Genomic DNA, 19,606 nt, shown 5'->3' with positions numbered 1-19,606 from the left:
CTGCAAAACTGTGGCATGGCCGGGTGACAAACGAGATGGAACTGAGATCATGGCGCAACTCATTACGATTTTGAACGGTCCCAATTTGAACCTTTTGGGACAACGTCAGCCGGAAATTTACGGGCATGACACATTGGACGATGTGGCAAACTCCTGCACGGCGGTGGCGGCGCAATTCGGGCTGCGCTGCGAGTTGATGCAAAGCAATCATGAGGGTGCGCTGATTGATATGATCCACACGGCCCGTCAAACTTCAGCGGGCATTATCATCAACCCTGCGGCCTTCACCCATACGTCGATTGCTTTGCTCGACGCCTTGCATACCTTTGAGGGCCCGGTTCTTGAGGTGCATATTTCAAATGTGCATAAACGCGAGAGCTTCCGCCATTCGTCTTATGTCTCGTTAAGAGCAGATGGGGTGATTGCCGGGTTCGGTGTCCAAGGCTATAGTCTGGCGATGCAGCGCATGGGGCATATTCTGGCGCCCGAGGGTTAAGGGGATCGCCCCTGATTTTGAAGCCGTGCCAACCCGCCTAAGAGAATTTCGGTTGCCAGATCGGCATAGGTTTCCCGGCTCAAGCCGCGGCCCGGTTGGTGCCAGAGGTAGAACCAATTGACCATGCCAAAGAGCGACATGGTGAGCGGGCGCAAATGAACTGGGTCTTGCTCTAGATATTCGGGCGCGGCGGCAGCAATGGCCTGGGAAAATTCTTTGACAATCGACCGTTGGATGTCCGCCAGTATATGGCGTTGCGCCTCGGGCAGGGCCGTTGTGCTTTGCAATTGTAATCGATGCTCTGCATCTGCGCCGCGGTACATATGCAGCAGTTTTCTCACCAATTGACGCAGCTGCAGCTCAGGATCTTCGGCCTTTGGCAGGGCTATTAGGCCCTCGTAGAGCGTCGTGAGATGGCTGTGCAAAATGTCAAAGAGCAGCTGCTCCTTGCTGTTGTAATAGTGATAAATCAAGGACTTGGAGATGCCGCAGGCCCCCGCCACCCCATTGACCGACGCGCGATCATAGCCGTGGTCTGCGAAGTAGACCGCGGCCTGTTTCAAGATCGCGCTGCGTTTTTCGCGGTGGTCCTTGGCGATGGGGCGGGCCACAGGTTAGCACGCTGCTCGTTTGTCAATGACCCGCACGGCTTTGCCTTGAGATCTGGCGACGGAATTGTCAGCGCCTGCGCGCACCTCTGCGGTGATGCCGATATTGGCCTTGATGAGAGTTGCCAGGGTGTCACCGGCGGCGCTATCGCCTTCTACATGCACAATCATGTGATCCATTGGGCCTTTTTTGACCAGTTCAATTTGAAAATGCGCCGCCAGTTGTGGCACCTTCATCAATTGCTCCTCAATCTGCGTCGGAAAGACATTGACGCCGCGTAGGATCATCATGTCATCGCTGCGGCCGGTGACTTTTTCCATGCGCCGCATGCTGCGCGCAGTGCCAGGTAGGAGCCGGGTCAGATCGCGGGTGCGGTATCGAATGATTGGAAAAGCTTCTTTGCTCAGAGAGGTGAAGACCAATTCCCCAAGCGCCCCATCGGGCAGAACCGCGCCAGTCTCGGGATCAATGATCTCCGGGTAGAAGTGGTCTTCCCAAATATGTAGCCCGTCTTTGCTTTCGACGCATTCGCAAGACACACCGGGCCCCATCACCTCTGAGAGGCCGTAAATATCCACCGCATGCATGTCAAACGACTGCTCGACCTCCTCGCGCATCGCGTTGGTCCAAGGTTCGGCGCCAAAAATACCCACTTGTAGCGGAGACTTGCGCGGATCGAGCCCTTGGCGCCGGTATTCGTCCAGAATTGACAGCATATAGGAGGGGGTGACTGTGATCCCAGTGGCTTGAAAGTCTTCGATCAAACGCACCTGCCGTTCGGTCATGCCACCGGAGACGGGCACAACTGTCAGACCCATTTTTTCCGCGCCGCCATGCACGCCCAATCCGCCGGTAAAAAGCCCATAGCCATAGGCATTGTGGAGCAGATCTCCAGCGCGCAGGCCGGACGCGCGCAAGGAGCGTTCCATCACCTCATCCCACATCGCCAAATCAGCTTTGGTATAGCCTACCACCGTGGGCTGGCCTGTGGTTCCAGAAGAGGCATGAATGCGATTGATTTGACTGCGTGGCACGGCGAAGAGGCCAAAGGGGTAGTTACTCCGCAAATTCGTTTTCACTGTGAACGGAAAGCGGGCCAAATCGGCCAGAGACTTCAGATCATCGGGATGCACGCCGGCCGCATCGAAGCTCTGTTTGTAATGTGGCACATTGGTGTAGGCATGGGTCAAGGACCAGCGCATCCGCTCAAGTTGCAGCGCTTCGATTTCATCGCGGCTGGCGGTTTCAATGGCGCTTAAATCTCCGGGTTTTGGGGATAGATCTTTCATCCGTCTCGTCTCACAGTTTCTCAAGTATCATCGCAATGCCTTGCCCCACGCCGATACACATGGTGCATAGGGCGCGTTTGTGGCCGTTCAGCTGCATTTCATGGGCGGCGGTCAAAGCCAGACGCGCCCCTGACATGCCCAGCGGGTGGCCAAGGGCTATGGCGCCGCCATTGGGGTTTACATGGGCGGCATCATCGGCCAGGCCAAGCTGCCGCATGACCGCCAAGCCTTGGGCGGCGAAGGCTTCGTTCATTTCTATCAGATCTATGTCTGACATTGTCAGTCCAAGCCGCTGCAAGAGCTTCTCGCTGGCCGGCGCAGGGCCGATGCCCATAATGCGCGGGGCGACCCCGGCCACGGCCGTTCCAAGAATGCGGGCCATGGGCGTGAGGTCAAAGCGCTCCACCGCCGCTTGTGAGGCGATGATGAGCGCTGCGGCCCCATCATTGACGCCCGAGGCATTGCCGGCTGTGACCGTGCCATTTTGCCGAAACGGGGTGGTGAGGCTGGCAAGTTTTTTAAGGCTTGTCGTGCGAGGGTGTTCATCTGTGTCAAAGATGATCGGGTCGCCGTGCCGTTGCGGCAGTGATATCGGCGTGATTTCCCGGGCAAATCGCCCTGAGGCCTGGGCTTGCGCCGCGCGGCACTGGCTGCGATGGGCAAAGGCGTCTTGATCGGCGCGCGATATGCCAAAATCGGCGGCCACATTTTCGGCTGTTTCGGGCATGCTGTCGATGCCAAAGCGCGCTTTCATCTCTCGGTTCACAAACCGCCACCCGATGGTTGTGTCGAAAATTTCAGCTTTTCGCGAAAAGGCGCTCTCGGCCTTGGGCATGACCATGGGCGCGCGGGTCATGCTTTCCACGCCGCCGGCCATTATGATCTCGGCCTCCCCGGCTTTGATGGCACGAGCACCCATTGCGATTGCGTCCAGTCCTGAGCCGCATAAGCGGTTGAGCGTGACGCCCGCCACGCTCTCAGGCAAGCCTGCCAAGAGGGCCGCCATGCGCGCCACATTACGATTGTCTTCTCCGGCCTGATTGGCGCATCCCATGATCACATCATCAATGGCCGCTGGATCGAGTGTCGGCACATCGGCCAAAGTGGCAATGATCACATGGGCCAAAAGATCGTCGGGCCGGGTTTGCGCCAAAGCGCCGCCAAACCGACCGATCGCGCTGCGACGCCCGGTGCACAGATAGGCTTCAGTCATGGTTGGGGCTCCTCAAAATGCTGACCTTTGATGCTGCGGGAGTTTCCCCGGAACTGAGCAATCACTTCGCCCGTGGCGCGGGTGACTTCAATATCATAAATGCCGCTGCGCCCGGCGCGGTGCAGCTCGCGGGCCGCGGCGGTGAGCTGATCGCCCAACTGGCCGGGGGCCAGAAAGCTGACGGAGCAGGTCTGGGCCACGACCCGTTGATTATAGCTGTTGCAGGCGTGGGCAAAGGCCGTGTCGGCCAGGGTGAAGATTAAGCCGCCGTGGCAAATCCCATGGCCGTTGAGCATCTGCTCTTTAACCTGCATGGTCACATTGGCCTGTCCGGGCGCGATATGGGTGACCCGCAACCCCAGCGCTTGACTGGCCGCATCATGTGCACCCAAGGCCGCGGATGATTTTTCAGCAATTTGTTGCGCGGTGAGGGGCATTTTAGGATCCTGAATACTGTGCGGGGCGCTTGTCGAGGAAGGCTGTAACGCCTTCGAGGTAATCTGCCGACTGGCCGCAGGCGCGCTGAATTTCCGCTTCAAGCGCCATATGCGCCTCGAGATCCATTTGCCCCGCTTTGTGGATGGCATGTTTGGTCTGTGCCAAACCCAGGGTCGCGCCTCTGGCCAGGTCTGCGGTCAACTGCTGTGCAGACTCCAAAAGCGCGCCCGGTTCGAAGCATTGCCAAACCAATCCCCAGTCTTGGGCGGTTTGCGCAGTGATTGGCGCGGCGGTCATGGCCCAGGCTTTAGCGCGCAGCGGTCCCAAGATTTGCGTCAAATGATAGGTGCCACCCGCATCAGGGATCAGCCCAACTTTGGCAAAGCTTTGTACAAATTTTGCCGTGGTGGCTGCTAGGACAATATCGCAGCCGAATACAATATTGGCGCCTGCCCCCGCCGCGACACCATTGACAGCGCAGACGACAGGTTTGGCCAATGAGCGTAGGCGCTGCACCAGAGGATTGTAAAGCGTGCTCAGGGTATGGCCCAGATCAGGGGGGCCGCCCAATCTGCGCGGATCGCGGCCCTCAAGATCTTGCCCGGCGCAAAATCCACGCCCCGCACCGGTGAGCAATAGCGCGCGCACCTCGGGCTTTTCTGCCTCTGCAAGTGCCGCGCTGAGGGCGGCATGCATCTCGTCATTAAAGGCGTTGAGCCGATCGGGTCGGTTCAATGTGATCTGCATCCAGCCGTCGGTGTGTTGGGTCAGGATCGTGTCGGACATGCGGACCTCCAATGCGGGTTATATAAATAACTTGCATAGACCGACCGCTTGGTCAATTAATATTCCAAGTTTTGAACAGAGGTGCGCCGGTGTTGGATCAAGATCATTTTTCAAGCTATGCTATGGGGCACTGGCTCCGTTCAGACAGCAGCGGGCGGCAGGTTCGCTCAGCGGTCACCGGTGAGACCCTCGGCGTTCTGGGCGGGGTGCCAGATGTGGCGGCCATGCGGGACTATGCCAAAAGCCACGGGGGGCCGGCTCTGCGCGCATTGAATTTTCACGACCGTGCGCGCATGCTCAAAGCCCTCGCCTTGCATCTGAAGGCCCATCGCAAAGCGCTCTATGACTTGTCTTTCCTTACTGGCGCCACGCTTGCGGACAGTCAGATTGATATTGACGGGGGCATTGGCACCTTGTTGGTCTATGCGTCCAAAGGGCGCCGGGAAATGCCCGAGGGGTTTGTTCTGCCCGATGGCGAGCTGGAGGTGCTCAGCCGCGACGGCAGCTTTCTTGGCCAGCATGTTTTGACACCGCGCCAAGGGATTTCATTGCAGATTAATGCGTTCAACTTTCCGGTATGGGGCATGTTGGAAAAGCTTGCTCCCAGTCTTTTGGCTGGGGTGCCCAGTTTGGTCAAACCGGCCAGTGACACGGGCTATCTGACACAGGCCGTGGTGCGGTTGATCGCAGATAGTGGAATTTTGCCCGACGGCGCGCTTCAGCTGATTATGGGCGCCACGGGGGATCTTTTGGACTGTCTGGACGCGCAAGACACTGTGGGGTTCACCGGCAGCGCTGCCACAGCCATGGCACTGCGCAGCCGGCCATCACTTTTGCAAAACGCCGTGCGCTTCACTGCGGAACAAGACAGTTTGAATGGTTCTGTGCTGGGGCCGGATATAGAGCCTGGGTCTACGGAATTTGATCTCTTCATCACCGAGGTGCACCGTGAAATGACCACGAAAGCGGGGCAAAAATGCACCGCTATTCGACGCATTATGGTGCCAGAGGCCCATTTGCAGGCGGTGACTGCCGCAGTGTCAGAGCGGCTGGCGGCCACGCAAATTGGCCATCCGGCTCAGAAAGAGACGCAGATGGGCGCCTTGGTCTCTCAGGCGCAACGCGAGGATGTGCGGGGCAAATTACAGCTTCTGGCGGGGGAATGCGATGTTATATTCGGCGATGCGCAGCACTGCGTGGTCAGCGGGGCCGATGCCAAAGAGGGGGCTTTTATGTCGCCTGTGCTGCTCAACTGTCCAGATCCTGATGCCGCCAAGACCGTTCATGAGATTGAGGCCTTTGGCCCGGTCTCCACGGTTATGGCTTATCGCGATGTGCCCCATGCAATTTCCTTGCTGAACAAAGGTGGCGGCTCGCTGGTGGCCTCTGTCATCACACATGATCCACAGGTGGCACGGCAGGTTGTTTTGGGGGCAGCGGCGTTTCATGGGCGCCTTTATTTCAATGACCGGATATCTCAGGCCGAGAGTACAGGACATGGCGCCCCCCTGCCGCATATGGTGCACGGCGGACCAGGCCGGGCGGGAGGCTCAGAGGAATTGGGCGGTTTGCGTGGGGTGAAACACTTTATGCAACGCAGCGCCATTCAAGGCAGCCCGGATATGCTTTCAGCCATCACTGGAATGTGGGTGACAGGAGCGGCAGAGCAGGTGGGGCCCGCGCATCCGTTTACACGCAGTTTTAATGCGCTTCAGATCGGCGAGACTCTGCACACCGATGCGCGTGAGGTCACGCTGGCAGATATTGAGCGTTTTGCTGAATTTACCGGGGATCGGTTTTACGCGCATATGGACGCAGAGGCTGCCAAGGCCAATCCATTTTTTCCAGATCGCGTTGCGCATGGGTATTTGTTGCTGAGTTTTGCCGCAGGTCTTTTTGTGGAGCCAAGTCCTGGGCCCGTGCTGGCGAATACGGGGCTCAATGGGCTGTCGTTTCAAAAGCCGGTTGTGGCGGGAGACTGCATCTCTGTGCAGCTTACAGTCAAGCGCAAGACGCGCCGCACCGATGCCTATGGTGAAGTGCGCTGGCATGTGGCCCTGCGCAACCAAGAACGCGATTTGGTGGCAGAATATGAATTGTTGACCATGAATTCATATGGTGAAACCAAAGGGGCATGACAGAGCAACCTGCGCCTCTTGCCCAATTGATTGAACATCTGCACGCTCAGGGTCGGTTGCGTGTATGGTCTGTGATTGTCACGATTTTGGGCGAATTGGCGGAACCGGAGGGGGGTGAAATCTCGATGTCCGCGCTGCTAGAGCTTTGCGCGGCGCTTGAGATTGAGCCGCAAGCGGTGCGCACCGCCATGTCTCGCCTTTCAAGAGACGGGTTGGTCTCGGGACGGCGCGTGGGGCGGCAAGCATTTTATCGGTTCTCAAACGCAGGTCTCGAGCAGTATCACTGGGCCGCGCGTAGGATTTATGCGGCGCCTCAAGATATTGCACAGTGGTGCTATGGTTTGATCGGTCCAGATGGCGATTTAGCCCAGTTGCAAAAAGACAGCGCGGCCGATCCGCCGTTGATTTTTAGGGCCCGGCTTGTCTGTTGGCCAAGGGCGGCTATGCCCGAGGGATTGAAGCCTTGGCTCCAAAGACTTGTGGTATTTGACAGCGCGCCGTCAGTCTTTCCAGATTGGGCGTGCTCCCAGGTGTTTCCCGCCTTGAGTGCTGAGAGCTGCGGTTTGATCCTGCGCCTGTGTGACGCTCTTGACGGGCCTATCATGACGACCCTGCAGGCCCGATTAACCCGGCTGTTGCTTGTGCATTATTGGCGCCGCTTGGTGTTGCGGTATCCCACCATTGAGGCACCGCTAGATGATTGGCCTTTGGCGCGTGCGCATCGCGCGCTGGCCCGCATCTATCCGCAATTGGTGCAGCTGAGCGGTGGGGCACCCGATTGTGCCACCCGCTTCAGTTGTGTTACAAAATACTATTGATTTATAGATTTTCGTAATATAAGGCAATCCAGTGATTGCTGGGAGAGAACGGATGTATTCACAAGGATTGATTGGATCTGGCGAGCAGACCACTGAAACGCCAGAGTTTTTGGCGGCCTTCCAAGCCCGCATTGATGCGGATGAAAAAATAGAGCCGAATGACCCCATGCCAGCGGCTTATCGTAACACCCTGATTCGTCAGATTGGGCAGCACGCGCATTCAGAAATCGTCGGCATGTTGCCGGAGGGCAATTGGATCACCCGCGCACCGACTTTGCGGCGCAAGGCGGCGCTTTTGGCCAAGGTGCAAGATGAAGGTGGGCATGGCTTATATCTCTATTCCGCCGCTGAAACCCTCGGGGTCAGCCGCAAACAGATGACCGAAGAATTAGTGTCTGGAAAAGCAAAATATTCCTCTATATTCAATTACCCGACCCAGACCTGGGCCGATATTGGCGCCATTGGTTGGCTTGTGGATGGGGCGGCGATTATGAACCAAGTTCCTTTGTGTCGCTGCTCTTATGGACCATATGCACGGGCAATGATCCGCGTCTGCAAGGAAGAGAGTTTTCACCAACGGCAGGGCTATGAGATCATGCTAAAATTGGCCGAAGGCAGCCCGGCGCAAAAGGAGATGGCGCAGGATGCGTTGAATCGCTGGTGGTGGCCCTCATTGATGATGTTTGGCCCGCCTGATGGGGAAAGTGAGCATTCAGATCAATCGACACGCTGGAAAATTAAGCGGTTTACCAATGATGAGCTGCGGCAGAAATTTGTTGATGCCACCGTGCCTCAGGCGCAGCGTTTGGGCTTGTCCTTGCCAGATCCGGCGCTGGCTTGGAATGAGGTGGAGGGGCGCTATGACTATGGCGAAATTGATTGGGACGAGTTTTGGGCTGTGGTCAAAGGGCATGGTCCGCTGAACAAAGCCCGTGTGGCGGCGCGCAAAAAGGCTTGGGAAGAGGGGGCTTGGGTTCGTGAGGCGGCGCTTGCCCATGCCAAGAAACGTGCCGCGCGACACACCGCAGCCATAGCTGCCGAGTGAGGCAAGAGGAGGCGACCAGATGAGCGAAGCCGAAGAAATACCGCTTTGGGAAGTGTTTATCCGCCCGCGCAATGGGCTGGCGCATCGTCACTGCGGTTCGCTGCATGCGGCGGATGCTGAAATGGCATTGCAAGCGGCGCGGGACGTCTATACCCGCCGCGGCGAGGGGCTGTCGGTCTGGGTTATTCCGTCGGCACAGATTGTCGCCTCTGATCCGCAAGATCGTGATCTGCTGTTTGATCCTGCCGATGATAAAATTTACCGCCACCCCAGTTTTTACAACATTCCAGATGATGTGGGGCATATGTAATGTCGACCGCATTGGTTGCAGCCTTGATCGGCTTGGCGGATGATCACCTCATATTAGGGCACCGGTTGTCGGAATGGTGCGGCCATGCGCCGATGCTCGAGGAAGATCTGGCCATGCCCAATATTGCACTGGATCTGATTGGGCAGGCGCGCGGGCTTTATACCTATGCCGGTGAATTGGAAGGTGCGGGGCGCGACGAGGATACTTTGGCCTTTGGCAGATTGGAGCGTGCCTATCGAAATCTATTGATTTGCGAGCTGCCCAATGGTGATTTTGCCCAGACCATGTTGCGGCAATTTTACTTTGCCACTTTCATGCATTTGTTTTGGCAGAAGGTTGAGTGCTCAACCGATACCACCCTCGCAGCGATTGCCGCCAAGGCCGTGAAAGAGGCGCAGTATCACCGCCGCCACTGTGCGGAATGGGTGATCCGCTTGGGGGATGGAACCGATGAAAGTGCGGTGCGGATGCATGAGGCTGTGACGCTTTTGGCGCCCTATACGGGCGAATTTTTTATAGCAGACCCTGAAGCCGGCGGCGCTGTTGCGGCTGGAGTATTGCCACAGATCCAAACTTTGCAACCTGCCTGGCAGGCGGATGTTGAGCAGGTGTTCGCGGCGGCCAAACTGGCCCTGCCACAAGCGGTCTATGCGCAAAAGGGGGGGCGCAGGGGGCTGCACACGGAAGCCATGGGCCATCTTTTGGCGCAGTTGCAATTTATGCAGCGCAGTTTTCCGGATATGACATGGTAGCGTTCCAGGCCCGCCGCGCATGGGAGGCGGCAGCGGCTGTGTTGGATCCCGAGGTACCTGCGGTTACCGTGGCCGACTTGGGCATTTTGCGTGCTGTTGACATTGATGATCAAGGCCGAGCTGTTGCGCAGGTCACCCCCACCTATTCGGGATGCCCGGCGGTCTTGGCGATTGAATTGGCCATCGAAGCGGCACTGCGCCAGGCCGGTTTTGATCCGGTGATTGAGCGGGTTCTCGCACCGGCTTGGACCACGGATTGGATCACCGAGGAGGGGCGAGAAAAACTTCGCGCCTATGGAATTGCGCCGCCTGTCGGTGGCTCTTCATCGAAACGCGCGCTCTTTGGCGAGATCACCGTGGCCTGCCCGCGCTGCGCGGCAGTGGATACGTCCAAGTTGTCCGAATTTGGCTCAACGGCCTGCAAGGCCCAGTATAGCTGCAATGCCTGTCATGAGCCGTTCGATTATTTCAAATGTATTTGAGGAGAGGCTATAATGGCCAAACTGAGATTTCATGATTTGACCATCAGCGCCGTGCGCGTCGATACTGCCAGTTCTGTCGAGCTCAGTTTTGACATCCCACCGGCCTTGGCGTCTAATTTTGTTTTTGAGCCTGGGCAGTATTTAACCCTTCGGGCTGTGGTGGATGGGCAGGACTTACGGCGATCTTATTCAATTTGCTCTCCATTGGGCGCACCGCAGCTTTCGGTTGGGATTAAACGGATCGAAGGCGGCGCATTTTCCAGTTTTGCTTTGGGTCTTAAGCCGGCGGATGTGCTGCAGGTTATGCCACCGCAGGGGCGGTTCACGGCGCCGATTGGTGGGCGGCACAATTATTTGCTCTTGGCCGCAGGCTCAGGCGTCACGCCGATCAAATCGATTGCGCAATCCGTGTTGGAGGGCGAAGTTGATAGCACGGTGACCCTGTGTTACGCCAATCGCAACACCGAAAGCATTATGTTTCGTCAAGCCTTTGATGATCTGAAGGACAGGTATCTCACACGGTTTCTGATGACGCATGTCATGGATGAAGAAGCGCAAGATGTGGCTCTTTTTAACGGGCGCATGGATGCGGAGAAACTCAGTACCATGGCCACGCGTGGCCTTATTTCCCCAATGGATTATGACGCAATCTATATTTGCGGTCCACAGCCGATGATTACGGCGGCGTCTGAGGCTTTGACAGTGTTGGGCGTGCCGCCAGAACGGATCAAATTTGAGCTCTTTACCCCGTCAAGCCCGCTGCCGATTGCCAGCGCTGCAAAAAAGCCTTCCGTTGCGCGCGGTGCGCGGGTTGAGGTTGTGCTGGATGGTGCGCGGCGGGGATTTGCCATGGAGGCGGGCGACATGCTGCTGGATGCGGCCAGCCATTCTGGGCTTGAGCTGCCCTATTCTTGCGCCAATGGCATGTGCGCGACCTGCCGCTGTAAGTTGAGCCAAGGAGAGGGGGAGATGGCACAAAACTTCTCTCTCGAGCCCTGGGAAGTTGAACAGGGCTATGTTTTGGCCTGTCAATTTAAACCGCGGTCAGAGCTGGTGGTTTTAGACTTCGACGCGGTCTAAATATTGGTTTCATCTCGCGTCAGGCGTATGAGGCGTTGCGGTCATAAATCACTGGGAACCAATCTTCGCGCAAAATCTGGCCGGGCTTCATCGCGTGACCCGGGAAGGGCGGGGAAGTCGGGCCAGGGCGCTCAACATAGCGCGCATCATCGCCCATGAGCCGCAAAGAGAAGGCCCGGCGGCGCTGGTTGCTTTCATTTCCGCGTGCGCCATGCAAAATACCAAAGTTAAAGGCTACCGCATCACCGGGCTCCATCGCCCATTCGCGGATTTCCATGCCTTCCGCCTCGGGGTCTGGCACAGGCATATAGTCTTCCTGATTGGGGTAAAAACTCTCCTCGGCCAGCCAGCGGGTTGGCAGGACTGGTTTGGCCCATTTGTGACTGCCGGCAACGCAGCGGAGCGAGGCTTCTGTCACGGGATCCAGCGGGCTCCAAAAACTCACATTTTGTTGGCCGTCGACAAAATAATAGGGCCCGTCTTGATGCCAAGGAGTGGCTTTGGATGTGCCAGGTTCTTTTACTAAAATATGGTCGTGAAACATTTGTACTCGCTGCGTGCTCATAAGGTCTGCGGCCACAGCTGCCGCGGGACTTTCGCGCAGGACAGTTTCAAATTCTGGAATGCGGGTCCAATTGCAATAATCATCGAAAAACCGCCCCACTTCGTCGGATTTCAAATTTTCTGCAGCATAGGGGCCCGGCGCGTTCATGTTGCGCGCAATGCCCGCTCGCAATGTCTCTACATGATCGGCAAACAGGCCTTTGACCAAGACGACACCATCGCGCTGAAAGGCGTCGATATCGCCTTGAGTGAGCAGAGGATGGGGCATGGTTGAGATCCTTTTCGTTTGTACTGTGCTGCCACAGGCGTGTGTGAATTTCAATTCGGAGTTTGCAGCCCAAGACCAGCTTTTTCTCAAACGGCATGTAATGAGACTTTTTAGTTGATCGGTTGGCCGTTTTTCGTAAAGTGGTTTCACTCATAATTGGCAGGGATATATCATGACTTTTTATACGATCTTTCACAGAACCTTGGGCGGTGCCGTTGCGGCTTTGGCAATGTCCAGTGTGGCATACGCTGCAGATTATAGCTTTAACCTACAGAGTTTTTTGCCCGCACAGGCGGTGATTCCGTCGAAAATCATCGATGTTTGGGCCGATAATGTTGAGGAGGCCTCTGGCGGGCGCATCGAAATCAACCGCTATGCGGCAATGCAATTGGGCGGCAAGCCGCCTGAGTTGATCGACCAGGTGCTCGATGGCGTCATTGATATCACTTGGAATGTAGTGGGCTACACGCCTGGCCGTTACCCATCGACAGAAGTTTTTGAGCTGCCCTTCCTTGTGAATGATGCGGGTCCGGCCTCTGCGGCATTCTGGAAAATGTTGGAGGGAGATATTGCCGAGCGCGAGTTTGGCAATCTGAAGGTGTTGGGCGGTTGGGTGCACGGTCCCGGCGTTATTCATGCCAATAAGGCTGTGACGGTCCCGTCCGATTTCAATGGCATGAAGATTCGCGGCGCGTCGCGCCAGGTTAATGCGATGCTGAACGAACTGGGTGCCACCCCTGTGGGCATGCCGGTGCCAGCGGTGCCAGAGGCTTTGTCCAAGGGTGTTATTGATGGAACGACGATTCCATGGGAGGTCACGAAGGCGCTGAAAGTTCCAGAGCTTGTCGAGCATCATACAGAATTCACCGGTCCGATGCTCTATACGGTCACTTTCGTTTTGGTGATGAACAAAGACAAATTTGCAGCTTTGCCCGCCGATCTTCAAGCGGTCATTGAAGACAACTCAGGCCTTGAGTTCTCCATCTTTGCTGGCACCACGCAGCAAGCCTATGACACACCAGGTCGCGACGTTGCCGTGGGCAGGGGCAATGATATCGTCACTCTGGACGCGGCCCAATCTGCTGTCTGGGCCGAAGCGGCCCAGCCCGTCTATGGGGCTTGGATCGCCGAGATGACAGGGCGCGGTCTCGACGGACAGGCTATGATTGATCAAGCCATCGCATTGATGAACGCAAATTAATTAGCTAAAGCACATTTAACGCTGCGCGGGCTGTTTCGCGCAGCGTTTCTATTTCAAAGACGGGGCGCTCACATGAGAAATTTGGCAACGCGGGCCGCACGTTTGATGGCGATCTGTGGCGGTCTGGTGTTAACTTTCCTGATTGTGTTGATTTGCATTTCGGTAATTGGACGCAGTTTAAATGGCCTGTTGCATGGATGGATCGGCGCGGTGATGCCTGGCGTTTCGGCTTGGGCCTTGGATCTGGGTGTTGGGCCAATCAATGGTGATTTTGAATTGGTGGAGGCGGGTGTGGCCTTTGCGATTTTTGCTTTTCTGCCTTTGTGCCAAATTTCCGCAGGCCATGCCTCTGTTGATATTTTTACGGCAAAATTGCCGACCTGGATTAATCGCGTGTTGCAGCTTGCCATTGACGTGATTTTTGCGGTTGTCCTTATCGCAATGGCCTATCAGTTGTACAACGGCATGCTGTCAAAACAACGCTATGGCGACACCACCTTTTTATTGCAATTTCCGATTTGGTGGGCCTATGCCGCCAGCCTGTCAGGATCCATTCTCACAGCGGTGATTTCTTTATATGTGGCGGGTATTCGTGCGTTGGAACTCATGCGTGGTGAAGATATTTTGTCCCAAGAGGCAGGGCTGGATTTATGAGCAACTTAGAGATTGGCCTGGCGTCTTTTCCGGCGCTTCTGATATTGATTTTCATCCGTGTGCCTATTGGTCTTGCAATGTTTTTGGTTGGCTTGGTGGGACTGTATTTCACCACGGGCAGTTTCAATTTGCCACTGGCCCGGTTGAAATCTGAAACCTTCAGCACGTTTTCTAGCTATTCTTTGTCGATTGTACCGATGTTTTTGTTGATGGGACATTTTGCGACCCTGGGGGGTATGTCGAGTGCCCTGTTTAAAGCGGCTGAGAGCTTTTTGGGCCATCGCAAGGGCGGAATTGCCATGGCGGCCATTGGCGCATGTGCCGGTTTTGGCTCAATCTGCGGCTCGTCACTCGCCACGGCGGCGACCATGGGGCGCGTCGCTCTGCCTGAATTGCGCAAATATGGATATTCTGGCGGTTTTTCCACCGCCACTTTGGCAGCCGGTGGCACGTTAGGGATTTTGATCCCGCCCTCAATTGTTTTGGTGATCTACGCGATTTTAACCGAGCAAAATATTGCTAAACTGTTTCTGGCAGCCTTCATTCCGGGAATTTTGGCGGCGCTTGGCTATGTGATTGCCATTTCCATCTATGTCCGACTTCATCCGGAGGCGGCGGGTGTGAAAGCGGCGGTGCCCTATGCCGAACGCTTTGCGGCCTTGTTCAAAGTTTGGCCGGTGTTGTTGGTCTTTGCCCTCGTGGTGGGTGGCATCTATCAGGGCTGGTTCACGCCCACGGAAGGGGCGGCGGTTGGGGCGGCCGGCACGGGGTTCATCGCGTGGATGAACAAGGGTCTCACGCGCAGCACCTTGGTTGAGAGCTTCCTTGTCACCGCAAAATCCAGCGCAATGATTTTCTTCATTATCCTTGGCGCTGGCTTTTACAATGGGTTTTTAGCCCTAACCCAAGTGCCACAGGAGATTTCGAGCTTCGTGGTCAGCCAAGGGTTTAGCCCCTGGGTCGTTCTGACCATCATTTTGCTGTTTTACCTTGTGTTTGGCTGTCTAATGGACAGCTTGTCGATGATTTTATTGACCATTCCGATTTTCTTTCCAGTCATCGTGGAGCTTGATTTTGGCATGAGCCAAGAGCAAATCGCCATATGGTTTGGAATTTTGGTGCTGATCGTAGTGGAAGTTGGGCTGATTACCCCGCCCGTGGGAATGAATTTATTTGTTATCAATGCGATGGATCGCAGTACGCCGTTAGTACTGACCTATAAGGTCGTGATGTATTTCGTGGCCTCTGACATTGCGCGGGTGATTTTGCTCGTGGCATTCCCCGCAATTACTCTGTTTTGGCTTCGGGTTTAAAGACCAACGGGCTGGGGACATACCAGCTCATTTCGCTCGAATTGTTAAAATAGTGTTGATATTCGGTGGCTCAAGTTGTTCCGTGGGAGGGGATATTGATCGGAGCCATACATGAGTGTAGATACCGCATTGCCAAAAGACTGGGACCGTTCGGGTTTGCCCGGTTGGGCCTATTTTTCGCAAGAATTGTTTGAGCTGGAATGTGAGACCCTGTTCAAAACCCATTGGCAATTTGTCTGTCATGTAAATGAAGCGGCAGATATTGGCGCCTATGTCACCTATGATGTTGCTGGGGAGCGCGCTTTGGTAATCCGCGGGCATGACGGCATTTTGCGAGCCTTTCACAATCTGTGCCGGCATCGTGGATCGCGGATTGTGCCGGATGCGCGCGGTGTCTGCAACAAGGCGATGGTTTGCCCATATCATGGTTGGGCCTACAATTTGGACGGCCGGCTGCGCGGGATCGCCAATCGGGATACATTTCCGCCGATGCAAGCTGAGAAATGGGGCCTGAAACCGCTGGAGATGGAAATCTGGAATGGCCTGGTTTTCATTCGTTTCCAAGCCGGTCCCCAGCCCGCGGTAGCAGAAATTTTAGCCCGGTTCGATGATGAAATCACCCCCTATGATTTGGCCAATATGGTTCCAACTGACAGCAATTCAATGGATGATCTCCTGCCGGTGAACTGGAAATCTGTGCGTGATGTAGACAATGAGGGCTACCATGTCCGGCAAGCCCATCCGGGGCTGCATCAACTCTATGGAAATGGCTATTTTGACGAGCCTTACGCCAATGGCACCTCGCGATCGGTCGGGACATTCAATGAGGCTTACGGCCATCGCTGGAGCGTGCGGAAATACCGCGAGATCTTGCCAGAGGCAGATAACCTTCCACGGGAACAGCAGCGTCAATGGATCTATTTTGGTATGTTCCCCAATTTTGTTCTCGGCCTCTATCCCGACAGTGTCATATATTATCAAGAAGTGCCCCAGTCTGCCGAGCAAACTGTGCAGCGCGGAATGTGCTATCGGCGGAGCAACGAAAGCCGTGAAATGAAGGCCGCGCGCTATTTGAGTGGACGGATTGACCGCGATACGGCGGACGAGGATCAGATGCTCATGGTTTGGTCTTGCGAGGCGACAAAATCCTCTGCATATGACGGCGTGATATTTTCTGATTTGGAGTACGGTGTGAAGACCTATCACGACCATTTGCGACAGCTATTGCCGGTGCTGGCGCAGCCCGTTCCACCCGAGTCGGGGCAAATTGCCCTACTCAATGATGCGCTTCTCAGCAAAGGGGATTGAATAGGTGGGAATGTTGCGAAAACGGCTGATGAGTGAGGGCGCGCAGGGCATGGTTTTGATCAGCCCAACGCTGGTGTTTACACTTTTGATGTTGGCTGTTCCCCTGATTATGGTTCTGGCGCTCAGTTTTTGGACACAGAACTATTTGACGTTGGATCGCAGTTTTTCTCTTACGAATTACAAGACGGCTTGGACTGAGCCGATGTATCAGTATCTGATGGCCCGTTCGCTCAAGATTTCAATTTTCGTGACGGCGTTAACGGTGGTCTTGGCCTATCCCGTGGCCTATTTCATATCTTTCCATGTCACGCCGAAACGCAAGGCCATGTGGATTTTTTTGATCACGATCCCGTTTTGGACCAGCTATCTGATGCGGATTTTCCTGTGGAAGGTGATCTTAGGCTATAACGGCGTGGTGAATGGCAGTCTCATGGGGCTTGGGCTGATTGAACAGCCATTAAGCTTTATATTGTACAATCAAAATGCAGTGGTGTTGACCCTGGCCCATTCTTGGGTGCCCTTCGCGATTTTACCGATTTTTGTGGCGCTGGAGCGCGTGGATCGCTCTTTGATTGAGGCGGCAGAGGACCTGGGCGACAATCGGCTGCGCCGGTTTTTCCGGGTGACATTGCCCCTGTCGATGCCCGGCGTGATTGCGGCGACCATCATTGTGTTCATTCCCACCATCGGCGATTACGTCACGCCGCGATTGGTGGGCGGTCCGAATGGGCTCATGATTTCCAATATGATCGAGTTGCAGTTCAAAAAGGCCAATAACGCTCCCCTTGGAGCAGCTTTGGCCATTTCTGCTATGGCAATCGTGACATGTGTTACCTTGGTGTTTGTTTGGATGAATAGAAAATTTATGCGAGGGCCAAAATAATGCGTGGCAAGGGATATTTTTTCAAATGGTATATCGCGCTGTTTTTGGTGTTCCTCTATGCACCGGCCATTCTGTTACCGGTCTTTGCTTTCAATGACAGCAGCATCGTGTCTTTTCCGTTGAAGGGTTTCACGACAAAATGGTTCGAAATGCTGCAATCCACCGAGGCGCTGCATGTGGCGGTGCGCAACAGTCTGATGATTGCAGTTACAACGGCGATTTTCTCTACGCTTTTTGCCGTTTTGGCAGCCCGGGCTTCTACCCGCTTTGCCTTTCCCGCAAGGCGGTCCATCATGGGCTTTATCATGCTTCCTATGGTCTTGCCTGAGATCATTATCGGCGTGTCCTTGTTGGTGGTCATTGTTCAGATGGGTTTTGAGCTTTCGCTCTTCACCATTATTTTGGGGCATATTCTGATCTGCACACCCTTTTGCATCGCCATTTTATCATCGGCCTTTATGAATTTGGATCAAAGCCTTGAAGAGGCCTCGATTGATCTTGGGCAAACGCGATGGAACACGTTTCGGTTGGTAATTTTTCCGCTGGTTATGCCAGGGATTGTGGCAAGCCTGTTGATTGCTTTTACCATTTCACTCGATGAGTTTATTATTGCCTTCTTCTTGGCTGGGACCGAGCCGACCTTGCCCGTCTACATTTGGGGGCAATTGCGATTCCCACAAAAACTGCCCAGCTTGATGGCCTTGGGCACATTGTTGCTGCTGCTTTCGATCGGCTTGCTGGTCCTCGCAGATTTTGTTCGCCGGCGTGGACTCAAGAAAACCGGCATTGAGAGTTCAGGGGGATTCCTATGACACAGCCCATTATTCAACTCAGCGGAGTTGATAAATTTTATGGTGATTTTCAAGCGCTGTCACAGATCGATTTGGATATTCGCACCGGGGAATTTTTCTCGCTTTTAGGCCCATCGGGCTGTGGAAAGACCACCTTGCTGCGCTCGATTGCCGGGTTTGAAACCCCCTCTGTGGGCAGCCTGCATATTGATGGTAAATCCATGGATAGGGTGCCGGCCAATAAGCGTCCGACCAATATGGTGTTTCAAAGCTATGCAATTTTTCCGCATATGAGTGTGGCTCAGAATGTCGCCTATGGGCTGAAGGCACGCGGCTTGCCAAAGGCGGAGATACATGAACGGGTTTCTGAGGCCATTGCCATGGTGGGGCTGCAAGGCTTCGACAGCCGCGCGTCTCATGCGCTGTCAGGCGGGCAGCGTCAAAGGGTTGCGTTGGCCCGAGCCTTAGTCCTCAAGCCGCGGGTTCTGCTTCTTGATGAGCCGCTCTCGGCGCTTGACAAAAAGATGCGCGAACAAATGCAATCGGAATTGCGGCGGTTGCAACGCGCGGTTGGCATCACCTTTGTTCTCGTAACCCATGATCAAGAAGAGGCGCTCACCATGTCTGACCGGATTGCGGTCATGTTTGACGGCAAAATCGCCCAAGTGGCCACGCCGCAAACGCTTTATGGTAAACCTAGCTCGCGGCGGGTGGGCAATTTTATTGGTATGATGAATTTTTTTGATGCCAAAGTCCTGAGTACGTCGGGTGAGACGGTTGAGGTGGATGTACAATCTTTTGGCACAGTCACATTGCCTCTGTCCCAAGCTCCAGGAGGGGTTGAGGGCTGCCAGTCTGTCGGCATACGTCCGGAAATGTTGACCATTCTGGCCGAGGGGCGAACCGCTGAGCGTGAAATTGAAGCTGTGGTGTCGGAGGTCTTCTACTACGGCGATATGACCTATTATGACGTGAATCTGCCGCAAAAGGATGCGCCGGTGACTGTCACGATGCGCAATACTGCAGGCCGCAAGGTGCTGGCCGCGGGAGATACGGCCCGGGTGGGATGGAGCCCGGTTTCGCTGCTTTTGTTGCAGTGATTCGAAAGTGGGTCTGCTGTGATTGCAGTACAACGGCCCTTTCGCATTTAGGGCATCGGAGCCACAAA

The 19,606-nt window shown here is 55.2% G+C and carries 21 protein-coding genes; 15 read left to right on the top strand and 6 right to left on the bottom strand.

The genetic code is table 11. The annotated features are described in order from the left end of the window. Positions 1 to 49 precede the first annotated feature (49 nt). The gene (gene aroQ / locus ABLW18_RS09015) at positions 50 to 496 is read left to right on the top strand and encodes a type II 3-dehydroquinate dehydratase (protein ID WP_347824486.1); all 447 of its coding nucleotides are present in this window, start codon (positions 50 to 52) and stop codon (positions 494 to 496) included. Here aroQ and ABLW18_RS09010 read toward each other — a convergent pair. From ABLW18_RS09010 to paaG, 5 genes are read right to left on the bottom strand one after another with little or no spacing between them, the layout of a single operon-like run. Continuing rightward, complete coding sequence (locus ABLW18_RS09010) at positions 493 to 1,107, bottom strand: TetR/AcrR family transcriptional regulator (protein WP_347824485.1); 615 nt, start codon at positions 1,105 to 1,107, stop codon at positions 493 to 495. The two genes, aroQ and ABLW18_RS09010, sit on opposite strands and share 4 nt — an antisense overlap. A 3-nt stretch (positions 1,108 to 1,110) precedes the next feature. Continuing rightward, complete coding sequence (gene paaK, locus ABLW18_RS09005; RefSeq protein WP_347824484.1) at positions 1,111 to 2,394, bottom strand: phenylacetate--CoA ligase PaaK; 1,284 nt, start codon at positions 2,392 to 2,394, stop codon at positions 1,111 to 1,113. A gap of 10 nt (positions 2,395 to 2,404) precedes the next feature. Next, positions 2,405 to 3,607 (bottom strand): 3-oxoadipyl-CoA thiolase, encoded by a 1,203-nt coding sequence (gene pcaF / locus ABLW18_RS09000; protein ID WP_347824483.1) that lies wholly within the window; start codon positions 3,605 to 3,607, stop codon positions 2,405 to 2,407. Next, entirely contained in the window at positions 3,604 to 4,044 is a 441-nt protein-coding gene (gene paaI, locus ABLW18_RS08995; protein WP_347824482.1) for a hydroxyphenylacetyl-CoA thioesterase PaaI, read from the bottom strand. Before paaI ends, pcaF begins: the two co-directional genes overlap by 4 nt. Before the next feature lies 1 nt (position 4,045). Beyond that, positions 4,046 to 4,831: a 2-(1,2-epoxy-1,2-dihydrophenyl)acetyl-CoA isomerase PaaG gene (gene paaG, locus ABLW18_RS08990; protein ID WP_347824481.1), complete on the bottom strand. Its 786-nt coding sequence runs from the start codon at positions 4,829 to 4,831 to the stop codon at positions 4,046 to 4,048. An 89-nt stretch (positions 4,832 to 4,920) separates the two neighbouring features. Between paaG and paaZ the strand changes: the two genes are divergently transcribed. The 7 genes from paaZ to ABLW18_RS08955 are packed head-to-tail and all read left to right on the top strand — an operon-like array spanning position 4,921 to position 11,456. Next, a complete protein-coding gene (gene paaZ / locus ABLW18_RS08985; protein ID WP_347824480.1) occupies positions 4,921 to 6,969 on the top strand; it encodes a phenylacetic acid degradation bifunctional protein PaaZ in 2,049 nt (682 codons plus the stop codon). After that, entirely contained in the window at positions 6,966 to 7,787 is an 822-nt protein-coding gene (locus ABLW18_RS08980) for a hypothetical protein (protein ID WP_347824479.1), read from the top strand. Before paaZ ends, ABLW18_RS08980 begins: the two co-directional genes overlap by 4 nt. Before the next feature lie 52 nt (positions 7,788 to 7,839). After that, on the top strand, positions 7,840 to 8,832 hold the full coding sequence (paaA, locus tag ABLW18_RS08975) for a 1,2-phenylacetyl-CoA epoxidase subunit PaaA (RefSeq protein WP_347824478.1): 993 nt from the start codon (positions 7,840 to 7,842) through the stop codon (positions 8,830 to 8,832). Positions 8,833 to 8,851: 19 nt separating this feature from the next. Beyond that, positions 8,852 to 9,142 carry a 1,2-phenylacetyl-CoA epoxidase subunit PaaB gene (gene paaB, locus ABLW18_RS08970; protein WP_347824477.1) on the top strand — a complete coding sequence of 97 codons (291 nt, stop codon included), beginning with the start codon at positions 8,852 to 8,854 and terminating at the stop codon, positions 9,140 to 9,142. After that, positions 9,142 to 9,894: a 1,2-phenylacetyl-CoA epoxidase subunit PaaC gene (gene paaC / locus ABLW18_RS08965; protein WP_347824476.1), complete on the top strand. Its 753-nt coding sequence runs from the start codon at positions 9,142 to 9,144 to the stop codon at positions 9,892 to 9,894. Before paaB ends, paaC begins: the two co-directional genes overlap by 1 nt. After that, positions 9,888 to 10,376 (top strand): 1,2-phenylacetyl-CoA epoxidase subunit PaaD, encoded by a 489-nt coding sequence (gene paaD / locus ABLW18_RS08960; RefSeq protein ID WP_347824475.1) that lies wholly within the window; start codon positions 9,888 to 9,890, stop codon positions 10,374 to 10,376. Before paaC ends, paaD begins: the two co-directional genes overlap by 7 nt. Positions 10,377 to 10,388: 12 nt before the next feature. Continuing rightward, the gene (locus tag ABLW18_RS08955; RefSeq protein ID WP_347824474.1) at positions 10,389 to 11,456 is read left to right on the top strand and encodes a 2Fe-2S iron-sulfur cluster-binding protein; all 1,068 of its coding nucleotides are present in this window, start codon (positions 10,389 to 10,391) and stop codon (positions 11,454 to 11,456) included. Positions 11,457 to 11,475: 19 nt separating this feature from the next. On the opposite strand, the gene ABLW18_RS08950 is transcribed toward ABLW18_RS08955, so the two are convergent. Then, complete coding sequence (locus ABLW18_RS08950; RefSeq protein WP_347824473.1) at positions 11,476 to 12,288, bottom strand: phytanoyl-CoA dioxygenase family protein; 813 nt, start codon at positions 12,286 to 12,288, stop codon at positions 11,476 to 11,478. A 172-nt stretch (positions 12,289 to 12,460) separates the two neighbouring features. Here ABLW18_RS08950 and ABLW18_RS08945 point away from each other — a divergent pair, with 172 nt between their 5' ends. From ABLW18_RS08945 to ABLW18_RS08915, 7 genes are all read left to right on the top strand, one after another. Beyond that, the gene (locus ABLW18_RS08945; protein ID WP_347824472.1) at positions 12,461 to 13,489 is read left to right on the top strand and encodes a TRAP transporter substrate-binding protein; all 1,029 of its coding nucleotides are present in this window, start codon (positions 12,461 to 12,463) and stop codon (positions 13,487 to 13,489) included. 72 nt (positions 13,490 to 13,561) lie between these two features. Beyond that, positions 13,562 to 14,143, top strand: a complete 582-nt coding sequence (locus tag ABLW18_RS08940; protein WP_347824471.1) for a TRAP transporter small permease — start codon at positions 13,562 to 13,564, stop codon at positions 14,141 to 14,143. Further along, the gene (locus ABLW18_RS08935) at positions 14,140 to 15,456 is read left to right on the top strand and encodes a TRAP transporter large permease (RefSeq protein ID WP_347824470.1); all 1,317 of its coding nucleotides are present in this window, start codon (positions 14,140 to 14,142) and stop codon (positions 15,454 to 15,456) included. Before ABLW18_RS08940 ends, ABLW18_RS08935 begins: the two co-directional genes overlap by 4 nt. 111 nt (positions 15,457 to 15,567) lie before the next feature. Continuing rightward, a complete protein-coding gene (locus ABLW18_RS08930) occupies positions 15,568 to 16,764 on the top strand; it encodes an aromatic ring-hydroxylating dioxygenase subunit alpha (RefSeq protein WP_347824469.1) in 1,197 nt (398 codons plus the stop codon). Positions 16,765 to 16,774: 10 nt separating this feature from the next. Further along, on the top strand, positions 16,775 to 17,647 hold the full coding sequence (locus ABLW18_RS08925; protein WP_347824468.1) for an ABC transporter permease: 873 nt from the start codon (positions 16,775 to 16,777) through the stop codon (positions 17,645 to 17,647). Then, positions 17,647 to 18,459: an ABC transporter permease gene (locus ABLW18_RS08920; RefSeq protein WP_347824467.1), complete on the top strand. Its 813-nt coding sequence runs from the start codon at positions 17,647 to 17,649 to the stop codon at positions 18,457 to 18,459. The genes ABLW18_RS08925 and ABLW18_RS08920 overlap by 1 nt, the downstream gene beginning before the upstream one ends. After that, positions 18,456 to 19,538 carry an ABC transporter ATP-binding protein gene (locus ABLW18_RS08915; RefSeq protein ID WP_347824466.1) on the top strand — a complete coding sequence of 361 codons (1,083 nt, stop codon included), beginning with the start codon at positions 18,456 to 18,458 and terminating at the stop codon, positions 19,536 to 19,538. The genes ABLW18_RS08920 and ABLW18_RS08915 overlap by 4 nt, the downstream gene beginning before the upstream one ends. The last annotated feature ends 68 nt before the right edge of the window (positions 19,539 to 19,606 follow it).

Origin of the sequence: uncultured Planktomarina sp., from assembly GCA_943788425.1 — a bacterium.
GTDB lineage: Bacteria > Pseudomonadota > Alphaproteobacteria > Rhodobacterales > Rhodobacteraceae > Planktomarina.
Note: the sequence above shows the minus strand (reverse complement) of the source record. Positions and strands in the feature narration are given on the sequence as shown.